The 9,351-nt window shown below is 61.7% G+C and carries 7 protein-coding genes and 1 tRNA gene; 5 read left to right on the forward strand and 3 right to left on the reverse strand.

Annotation, left to right across the window (positions count from 1 at the left end):
* Positions 1 to 173 precede the first annotated feature (173 nt).
* From ACV4UY_RS16095 to ACV4UY_RS16105, 3 genes are read right to left on the reverse strand one after another with little or no spacing between them, the layout of a single operon-like run.
* Positions 174 to 1,307, reverse strand: coding sequence for a HAMP domain-containing protein (locus ACV4UY_RS16095; RefSeq protein ID WP_491608573.1), 1,134 nt, complete (start codon positions 1,305 to 1,307; stop codon positions 174 to 176).
* A 5-nt stretch (positions 1,308 to 1,312) separates the two neighbouring features.
* The gene (locus tag ACV4UY_RS16100; protein ID WP_491608574.1) at positions 1,313 to 2,377 is read right to left on the reverse strand and encodes a microcin C ABC transporter permease YejB; all 1,065 of its coding nucleotides are present in this window, start codon (positions 2,375 to 2,377) and stop codon (positions 1,313 to 1,315) included.
* Between the two features lies 1 nt (position 2,378).
* Positions 2,379 to 4,160 carry an extracellular solute-binding protein gene (locus ACV4UY_RS16105; RefSeq protein WP_491608575.1) on the reverse strand — a complete coding sequence of 594 codons (1,782 nt, stop codon included), beginning with the start codon at positions 4,158 to 4,160 and terminating at the stop codon, positions 2,379 to 2,381.
* 328 nt (positions 4,161 to 4,488) lie between these two features.
* Between ACV4UY_RS16105 and amrB the strand changes: the two genes are divergently transcribed.
* The 5 genes from amrB to ACV4UY_RS16130 all read left to right on the forward strand — a co-directional run.
* Complete coding sequence (amrB, locus tag ACV4UY_RS16110; protein WP_491608576.1) at positions 4,489 to 6,024, forward strand: AmmeMemoRadiSam system protein B; 1,536 nt, start codon at positions 4,489 to 4,491, stop codon at positions 6,022 to 6,024.
* Position 6,025: 1 nt separating this feature from the next.
* Positions 6,026 to 6,760 (forward strand): metal-dependent hydrolase, encoded by a 735-nt coding sequence (locus tag ACV4UY_RS16115; RefSeq protein WP_491608577.1) that lies wholly within the window; start codon positions 6,026 to 6,028, stop codon positions 6,758 to 6,760.
* Between the two features lie 156 nt (positions 6,761 to 6,916).
* Positions 6,917 to 7,003: transfer RNA gene (locus ACV4UY_RS16120), tRNA-Leu, on the forward strand.
* Positions 7,004 to 7,192: 189 nt separating this feature from the next.
* Complete coding sequence (locus tag ACV4UY_RS16125; protein ID WP_491608578.1) at positions 7,193 to 8,410, forward strand: tyrosine-type recombinase/integrase; 1,218 nt, start codon at positions 7,193 to 7,195, stop codon at positions 8,408 to 8,410.
* A 104-nt stretch (positions 8,411 to 8,514) separates the two neighbouring features.
* On the forward strand, positions 8,515 to 9,351 hold an 837-nt coding region (locus ACV4UY_RS16130; protein ID WP_491608579.1), incomplete at its 3' end, for a hypothetical protein.

Genomic DNA, 9,351 nt, shown 5'->3' on the forward strand with positions numbered 1-9,351 from the left:
CTATCTCGTTGATTTTTTTGGGCTGGAAAGTATTTCTCAAGTAGAAAGTCCGGGTGCGGGTGCGCGCAGTTGGTGGAAGCCGGCGCACATGGACGGGGAGTCACGCCAGCGGTGCGTAGGCCAAGTCACCCCAACGGCGCATGTGCGAGAGGTCGTGACCCATCGATCCCATCTCAATCCCCAGGCTTCCGGTCATCGCGAGGAAGGTCCCACACCTGTTGCAGATTCCTGGCCAGTTCGCCGATTTCGTCCGTGCCGAAATCGGTGGCCGGTGACGGCCTCTCCCCTGCCGATATCCGGGACGCCATCTCACGCAGACGGTGAATCGGCGTGATCAGCTGTTGGAAGAACCAGAAGGTTACCCAACCGATCACCAGGAAGATCACCGACAGCGACAGCATCAAGCTGATGGTTGCCCCGTCGATGCCACGCTGCTGGACTCCGGCATTGACGGCCATCAACTGTTGATTGCTCTCCGTCAGGCGGGTCGCCTGGGCCAGGATGGCGTTGTTGATCTCCCAGAGCCGCTTGCGATGCGAAGCCATCAGCGGCAATACCTGTTTGAGACGCTCCACCTCCTTGCCATAGCTCTGAAAGATCTCGGTGAGCGCTACGCCCGGAACCCTGTCGTTGCCCGGCAAGGCAGAGATCGTGGCTCGCAAGGTGTCGATCGCCTGTTCGAACAATTCGCGGCTCTTGCGGTGACCCCGCATCAGGAAATCCTTCTCGCGGCGGCGCAATTGCAGCAGATCCACCAGACAGGGATAATCCTTGCGGGTGGTCAATTCGCTTTCCAGCACATGGATCTGGGTGCGCAGGCGGCCCTGAATGCCCGAATCCTCATCCTGACCGATCTCCTGCTGCAGCTCCATCACCGCCAGATCGTGCTCCTTCAACTGGGAGAGCAGATGTTGGATGGCGCGCAGCGGTTGGGCGGTCTCGAGCAGGGCCGGGGAGTGTTCCACCCGTCCGAGGGCCTTTTCCAGGGTGGTGATGTCGGTTTCGATGCGGGCGATCTTGTTCTTGATGGCTGCGTCGGGTGGCTCGGTCGGATCGCCGGGATTGGATTCGTTCTGGAGGAACTGGGTCATGAGCAGTTGCAGCTCGAAGGTGCCGAAGGCCACCTGACCGATGAGCAGGCTGACGTGATCGATCCGTTGATTCTGGATGGTGGCGTGACGCAGGTCGTTCAGGTGGCTGCCGACGCTGCCGGCCACGGCCAGAAAGCCGAGTGCCGTCACGCCGATCAGGATGAGTGATTTGCCTCGGAGTCGCACGTTCTTCAAGCGGGAGTCGAGCCGGCGCATGGGGGTTAGCGGCTCCCCTCGAAGGTGATGCGCGGGTCGGCGACCACGTAGGTGAGATCGGTGATCAATTTGGTGATGAGTCCCAGGAGCGTGTAGAAATAGAGGGTGGCCAGCACCACCGGATAGTCGCGGTTGATTACCGATTCGTAGCCCAGAAGACCCAGGCCGTCGAGGGTGAAGATGGTTTCGATGAGGAGACTGCCGCTGAAAAAAGCGGCCACGAAGGCGCCGGGAAAGCCGGTGACCAGGGGGATCAGGGCGTTGCGGAAGACGTGCCGGTAGAGCACGGCGTTCTCCGTCAACCCCTTGGCCCGAGCGGTGAGGACGTACTGTTTGGAGATCTCCTCCAGAAAGCTGTTCTTGGTGAGCATGGTCATCACCGCGAACGAGCCGACCACGGATGCGGTGACCGGCAGAACCATGTGCCAGAGGTAATCGGTGAGGCGACCGAACCAGGAGAGTTCCGACCAGTTGTCCGAGACCAGGCCGCGGATCGGGAAAAGATCGAAGAAGCTCCCGCCGCCGAACAGAACGATCAGCAGCACCCCGAGCACGAAGCCGGGGATCGAGTAGCCGGCCAGGATCAGGGCCGAGGTCACGGCGTCGAAGCGGTCCCCATGGCGCACCGCCTTGCGAATGCCCAACGGGATGCTGACCAGGTAGGTGAGCACGAAGGTCCACATGCCGAGCGAGATCGATACCGGCAGCTTGTCGGTCACCAGATCCACCACCTTGCGGTGATGGTAGTAGGATTCGCCGAACTCGAAGGTGAGGTAGTTGCGCATCATCAGGAGGAAGCGTTCGACGGGGGGGCGATCGAAGCCATAGAGGCGGTTCAAGGCGGTCAACTGCTCATGGGTCAACCCCTTGGCGCCGCGATAGATCCCGCTGCCCGCCGAGCCCGACACCTCTCCACCGCCATGACCGCCCGCCGGGCCCGCCTCCATCTGGGCGATCATCTGCTCCACCGGTCCGCCGGGCACGAACTGGATCACCAGGAAGGTCAGGGCCATGATCCCGAACAGGGTCGGGATCATCAGCAGGAGGCGTCTGGCGATGTAGGCGCCCATCTCACTTCATCCACCAGGAGAGGAGCCAATCCTCGGGTTGATAATACAGCGGCGCGGTTGCCGGGCGGGCGAAGCGATCCCAATAGGCGATGCGGTGGTAGTTGAGATGCCAGTTGGGCACCAGATAGTGTCCGGCCAACAACACCCGGTCGAGGGCGCGGCAGGCGGTGACCAGTTCCTGGCGGGTCTTGGCGTAGATGATCTTCTCCACCAGGGCATCGACCGCCGGATCCTGGAGGCCGATGCGGTTGTGGCTCCCCTTGATGGGGGCGCTCTCCGAGTGCCACATGTCGCGCTGTTCGTTGCCCGGCGATTGGGACTGTCCGAAGCCGTTGACGATCATGTCGTAGTCGAAGTCGTGGACGCGGCTTTGATAGAGGGAGGTATCCACGGTGCGGTATTTGAGCGCGATGCCGAGTTTTTCCAGATTGGCGGCATAGGGGGCCAGGATGCGTTCGAAGGCGGGAGTGGCCAGGAGCATTTCGATCTCCAGCCGGTTGCCCTTGCCGTCGGTGAGGATTTTGTCCGGCCCCAGGGTCCAGCCGGCTTCTTTCAGCAGTTTGGCGGCTTCTTTCAGATTCTGACGCAACCCGTGGGGCGGCGTGGTCGAGGGGGGTGCCTGGACCGGTCCGAAGACCGCCGGATCGAGCTTGTCGCGCAGCGGTTCGAGCAGGGCCAGCTCTTCGGGCGGGGGTGCGCCTTGTGCCGCCATCTCCGAGTTGGAAAAATAACTCGTCGAGCGGGTATACTGGCCGTGGAAAAGGTTGTCGTTGCTCCATTCGAAGTCAAAGGCCAGGACCATCGCCTTGCGCACGCGGATATCCTGGAAAAAGGGGCGACGCAGGTTGAAGATCAACCCCTGCATGCCGGCGCCGCGTTTGTGTCCGAGGGTCTCCTTCTTGATGAGTTTCTGGACGAATTTCGGTCCCTCGTAATCCCTGGCCCACTGCTTGGAGTTGTTTTCGTGCATGAAGTCGAATTCGCCGGCCTTGAATCCCTCGAGGGCGACCACCGGATCCTTGTAGAACTTGAGCACGATCCGTTCGAACGAATACAGGCCGCGATTGACCGGACGCTTGTTGCCCCAGTATTTCGGGTTGCGGCGATAGGTGACGATCTTTCCGGGGCTGAACTCCTCGACCACGTAAGGTCCGGTGCCGAGGGGCGCGATCATCTCCTTCTCTGCGCCGAAGGGGTGTTTGGCGAAAAAGGCGCGGGAGAGCACCGGGATCTCACCGGCGATGAGCGGCAGTTCGCGGTTGGCCTGACGGAATTTGAAGCGGATCGAGCGCGGGGAGAGCACCTCGGCGGCCACGATGTCGCGCCAGTAGGACTGGTGGAACGGATGGGCCTTGTCCGATTGCAGGGTCTCCAGGGAGAATTGGACATCCTCGGCGGTCACCGGCGACTCGTCGGAGAAACGGGCCTCGGGATCGAGGTGGAAGGTGACCGAGAGTCCATCCCCGGCCACCTCGACCGACTGGGCCAGGAGTCCGTACTGGGAGAAGGGTTCGTCCATGGACTGGACCATCAGGTGTTCGAAGACCAGCGGCGAGAGCAGGTCCGGATGGGAGCCCTTGAGGGTGAAGGGGTTCATTTTGTCGAACCCGCCGATGGCATGCAGGTTCAGGGTTCCGCCCGGTTTGGCGTCGGCGCTGGTGTAGTCGAATCCCTTGAAATCGGCGGGATATTTCAGCGTGCCGTCCAGGCTGACGCCATGGGCGGCCAGGGCATGGGAGGCCAGCGGGAAGATGAACGCGACAAGGAGGAGCAGGATACGCATGGCGATCGGGAAAAAACCTCGTATGATTTCATGATGGGGGGAGCCCCCTTTCACCCCCTGACCATCGAACGCCCTGGCGGGTGTTGCACGGGCAAAGGGAAACAGGGTGGCTTGCATCCGACCTGGATTGCACGCACACTTTTATTAACCTGGATTCCCGCGAGGGGTTCCAGGGGTGGGAATGAGCGTGGGCGCTTCATCCCGCATGAACTGGCAGTGTAGCCGTTATGCCGGGTGTTTGACCAGATTTTTCGATGCGGTTTGGATTCGGGCGCCGGTGGGTTCCGGAGGGTTTTCCAGCGTTGGCGGTGGTTGGGTGGAGGGTGCGATGAACAACGAACGGGTGCGTCAACCGGCGGTGGCCGGGATGTTCTATCCCAAGGAGTCCAAGGCGTTGCGCGCCATGGTCGAGGGGTTGCTGGAGCAGGCCCCGACGGTCGCCAACGAACCCCTGGCGGTGATCGTCCCGCATGCCGGGTTCATCTATTCGGGATTGACCGCCGCGCATGCCTACAAGGGGCTGGTCCGCGCGCCGGCCACCGCGCCACGCCGGGTGTTTCTGCTGGGGCCGAGCCATCGGGTCTGGCTCGATGGGGCTTCGGTGGGAGATTACGATGCCTATCTGACCCCGCTGGGCAAGATTCCGGTGGATCGCGAGGGGGTGGAGTGCCTGGCCCGGCGTCCGGATGTGAGTCGCGACGAGGAACCGCACCGCCTGGAGCACTCCCTGGAGACCCAACTCCCCTTCCTACAGGCGACCCTGGTCAATTTTCGCATCGTGCCGATCGTTTATGGGGAGATCAGCGGCGGACATCTGGCCGATCTGTTGGAGGCGTGCGTCAAACCGGGGGATCTGATCGTCATCTCCACCGATCTTTCCCACTATCACCCGTATGACGAGGCCAGACGCCTGGACGGGATCAGCAATCAGGCGATTCTGGCCAGGGATCCCAAGAGCATCGCCGGATGCGAGGCGTGCGGTCGCATCGGGGTGGGCGCCATGCTCGAGACTGCGCGGCGGCGGCGTTGGCGTCCGGTGCTGGCCGATCTGCGCAACTCCGGGGATACGGCGGGAGACAAGAATCGGGTGGTGGGGTATGCGAGTTACCTGTTCTATTCGGATGTGGGGAGCGCGGCACAGCCCCAGGCGGCGCAGGCGGTCGCCGGTGGAGCGGGTGGTGCGCCGGTTGGGGATACGCCGGCGCGGGGCGCCGCGAATGGGGGCACTCCGGGGGGAGCCGTTGCGAATGGGGGCACTCCGGTTGGGGGCACGCCGGGGGGAGCCGCGACGGTTCAGCCCGCCGCGTCGCCGGGTCTGCCCGAGTTGGTGCGCGCCCACCTGACCGCCTCCCTGGAAGGGCGTTCCGGGCTGTCGGCGGAGCGGCTGATGGCCGACTCCCCGGAGTTGGCCAGACAGGGGGCCTGTTTCGTCACCCTGACCCAGCGCGGGGCGCTGCGCGGCTGCATCGGCTCGCTGGTCGCCCACCGTCCGTTGGCCGAGGATCTGCTGGAAAATGGACTGTCCGCCGCGCTGCGCGATCCCCGCTTCGCGCCGTTGACCGCCGCCGAGCTGGCCGGAACCGAGATCGAGGTGTCGCTTCTCACCCCTCCCGAACCCTTTCCGTACCGGGACGCGGCGGATCTGCTCGCCCGGCTGAAACCGGGGGTGCATGGGGTGATCCTCTCCAAACAGGGACGACGGGCCACCTTCCTGCCCCAGGTGTGGGAGCAGCTCCCGGATCCGGTGGCGTTTCTGGGCCACTTGTGCCGCAAGGCCGGTCTGGAGGGCGACGGCTGGCGCGAAGGGGCGCGGATTCAGGTCTACACCGTGGAGAAACGGCTGGAAAAAGGACGGAAAGGGTGACATGGCCGATTTCAACACCCATCTGGCCGTGGCGGCGGTCTCCGGCGGGGTGGCGGTCACCGCGTTGATGGTCGCGGGGGTGGCCGATGCCCAGCTGGGGTTGAGCGGCTTTTTCGCGGCCATGATCGGCGGCGTGCTTCCGGATGTCGATGCCGAGGAGTCCTGGACCCTGGATCTGGCCTTCACCCTCTTCGCGCTGCTCGGCTCGTTCTTCGTCATGTTGAGTCAGGTGGCGCGTCTGTCGATCGGCGAACTGGTCATGCTCTGGCTGGTGACCTATCTGTTCATCAAACTGGCGGTGTGCGAACTGTTCATCCGCTGCACGGTCCATCGCGGTATCTTTCACTCGTTGCCCGCCGGGGTCTTTTTTGGCGGTCTTACCGCGGCCCTGCTTTATCATCTGTTTCATCAGGCTCCCTGGTTCTGCTGGATCGTCGGGTTGTTCGTGACCGGCGGGTATCTGGTTCATCTGGCGCTGGATGAACTCTACAGCCTCAATCTTTTCGGCGAGGGGGGGACCTCCAGTTCCCTGGGCACGGCGTTCAAGATCTGGTCCAACGACCCCTGGGCCGCCTTCACCATGTATCTGGCCGCCGGCATGGTGGTGCTTCTGACCCCCGGCCTGCCGGATGTGCTCGCGCGGCTCTTCTCCCGCCACACCCTGGAGGCCATGCAACTGCGCATGTGGCCCGCCGATGTGTGGTTCGGCATGCCTTTTCTTTACAATGTGCGGTGAGAGACGCAAGAGGGGATGTCGGTGCGGCTTGAGCGAGGCGGGTCGCGAGGCGTGCGATCTGCGGTGCGTACTGGCCGTGGAACGCCCGCGGGGGCTTCCATCATGCAAGTTTGTGGTTGACAAACCACATCGGGCTGGTCTATTCTATGCGCTCAAGCCCAGATGGCGGAATTGGTAGACGCGCTAGATTCAGGTTCTAGTGGCCGAGAGGTCATGGGAGTTCGACTCTCCCTTTGGGCACCACATTTGATTCCAAAGACTCCCAAGAGTCTCTATGAAGCCAGCAAAATTAAACAGTTGCTGGCTTTTTTGTTTCCTAGGCGTTCCAGGGATGTGTATAGACATCCAGGTTTGGTGTGTGTAGGATCGTGTGTAGATCGGGTGTATAGGAACCTGACTACACACATCGGCCGCAAACCAAGGAACCGCGCCATGTCCCTGACCGATACCCAATTGCGCAACCTCAAGCCCACACCCGCACCCAAGAGCGTCGCGGATGAACGCGGCTTGTCCATCCTGGTGCAACCCAACGGGGCCAAATGGTGGCGGTTTCGGTATCGTTTCGACGGCAAGCAAAAGCTGTTGGCCCTGGGGATCTACCCCGATGTATCCCTCAAACAGGCTCGCGAAAAACGCGACGAGGCACGCCGTCTGCTGGCCGAGGGCATCGACCCTGGCGAACACCGCAAGATCATCAAGGGCATGGACAAAAGCCGCGAGGCGGATTCGTTCGAGGCCGTGGCACGGGAGTGGTATTCCAAAATGGTGCCAGGATGGTCGCAAACGCATGCACAAGAGACCCTGCGACGTTTGGAAAGGGATGTGTTTCCCTGGTTGGGGGCAACCAAGCTCTCCGAGGTGACGGCCAAGGATCTGCTTGCCGTTCTTCGACGCATCGAGGGGCGTGGGGCGATTGAGACAGCGCACGCGGTGCAACAGATCTGCGGGCGCATCTGCCGATACGGCATTGCCACCATGCGTTGCGAGCGCGACCTTGCCGCCGATCTGCGGGGAGCCTTGCCGCCGGTGAAGGTCACCCACCGCGCCAGTATCACCGACCCCAAGGAGATCACCAAACTGTTGCAGGCCATCGACGGCTATGAGGGTTCGTTCGTCACCCGCTGCGCCCTGCAACTCGCGCCCCTGCTGTTCGTGCGACCCGGTGAATTGCGATCCATGGAGTGGGCCGAAATCGATTTTGAAAAGTCGGAATGGCGCATCCCAGGGGCCAAGATGAAGATGGGGGAACAACACATCGTCCCGCTGGCTGGCCAGGCCGTGGCGATCCTGCGTGAACTGCAACCGCTCACGGGAACCGGGAAGTACGCCTTCCCGAGCATCCGAAGCCCCCTTGAACGCATGAGCGAAAACACCGTCCTGGCCGCCCTGCGCCGCTTGGGGTACACCAAGGAGGAGATGACCGGCCACGGCTTCCGGAGCATGGCCAGCACCCTTTTGAACGAACAGGGATGGAATCGCGATGCCATCGAGCGCCAGCTTGCCCACGCGGAACGAGACGCGGTGCGGGCCGCCTACAACTACGCCGAGCACCTCCCCGAGCGACGACGCATGATGCAAGCCTGGGCGGACTACCTGGACCAACTCGCGGGGCGCAATGTGGTTGCCTTGAGCACTGCCGCACGGGGATAACCCCGTCACCGAATGCCCGGCCTACGTCGGCCAACGGAAAAGGGGAAACCTTCACCCCCTGGCCGGGCAGATCCTATGAAGGCTCGCCATGAAGGAGGCGACCCATGTACAAATGGGCATTGCGGGATTATGTGACCATTCATGAAGCCGCTGTTCTCCTGGCCGGATTCGACCCGGATAGCGACAAGCCGACGAAGGAGCGAAGACAAGCCGTCGCGATGATGCTGGAGGTGTTGAAAGCTGCTGATGGCCTCGAATTTCGATACCGATACGATGTTCGACCAGCACGCAGAGAGGTGTTTCATAGTGCTTGGATGCATCCAGGAATCACTCAACCGGAGAGATGGAAACCCATTGAGTTTGCTGATCGGCAGGTGAAAGTGTCTTCGGTGCGCGCATGGGCTGAAAGAAAAGGTCTGCATCGATGGGGATGTGATAAAGCATCAGCGCGCACACCCCAACCAGCGCCGCAAGCCATCCATATCGATCCGAACGAAATCATCAAACGACATGCCGATGAGGCGGAACGACGCCGGATTGAGCATCTGAACTGGCCGGATCTGGTGAAATTTGTCATGGCGTTTACTGATTTGGAATCAGAATCGGAAGCGCTGGAATTACTCAATGCGCTTGATCGCTGGGAGGTCACGAGGTCCGGTGAAGAAGGGTGGGTTGGGACAGGGTATTGGATGGATTATGAAACAGGAGAAATCCACTTCAGGAGTCGGTCTCCATACGTCGATGGATATGGAGTGCTGCGCTTAATTCAATATGGGGAATGCGGTGGCAGTGCCAAAATCTTATTGGGGCGTTATCGGCACAGTCTGTTGTCTCTGGATGATGCCGCATCCCAAGTGGCCACATCCTATGACTGGACACACGAGCAGGTGTGTTGGTTCAGCGGGACATGGAGTTTTAGATTATTTCCGTTAGCTACATTG

It is taken from the genome of Candidatus Magnetaquiglobus sp. (genome assembly GCF_058402785.1).

Excerpts from the sequence above, each read along its gene's own strand:
- ACV4UY_RS16095 (WP_491608573.1), bottom strand. The coding sequence starts at position 1,307 with ATGCGCCGGCTCGACTCCCGCTTGAAGAACGTGCGACTCCGAGGCAAA.
- ACV4UY_RS16100 (WP_491608574.1), bottom strand. The coding sequence starts at position 2,377 with ATGGGCGCCTACATCGCCAGACGCCTCCTGCTGATGATCCCGACCCTG.
- ACV4UY_RS16105 (WP_491608575.1), bottom strand. The coding sequence starts at position 4,160 with ATGCGTATCCTGCTCCTCCTTGTCGCGTTCATCTTCCCGCTGGCCTCC.
- amrB (WP_491608576.1), top strand. The coding sequence starts at position 4,489 with ATGAACAACGAACGGGTGCGTCAACCGGCGGTGGCCGGGATGTTCTAT.
- ACV4UY_RS16115 (WP_491608577.1), top strand. The coding sequence starts at position 6,026 with ATGGCCGATTTCAACACCCATCTGGCCGTGGCGGCGGTCTCCGGCGGG.
- ACV4UY_RS16125 (WP_491608578.1), top strand. The coding sequence starts at position 7,193 with ATGTCCCTGACCGATACCCAATTGCGCAACCTCAAGCCCACACCCGCA.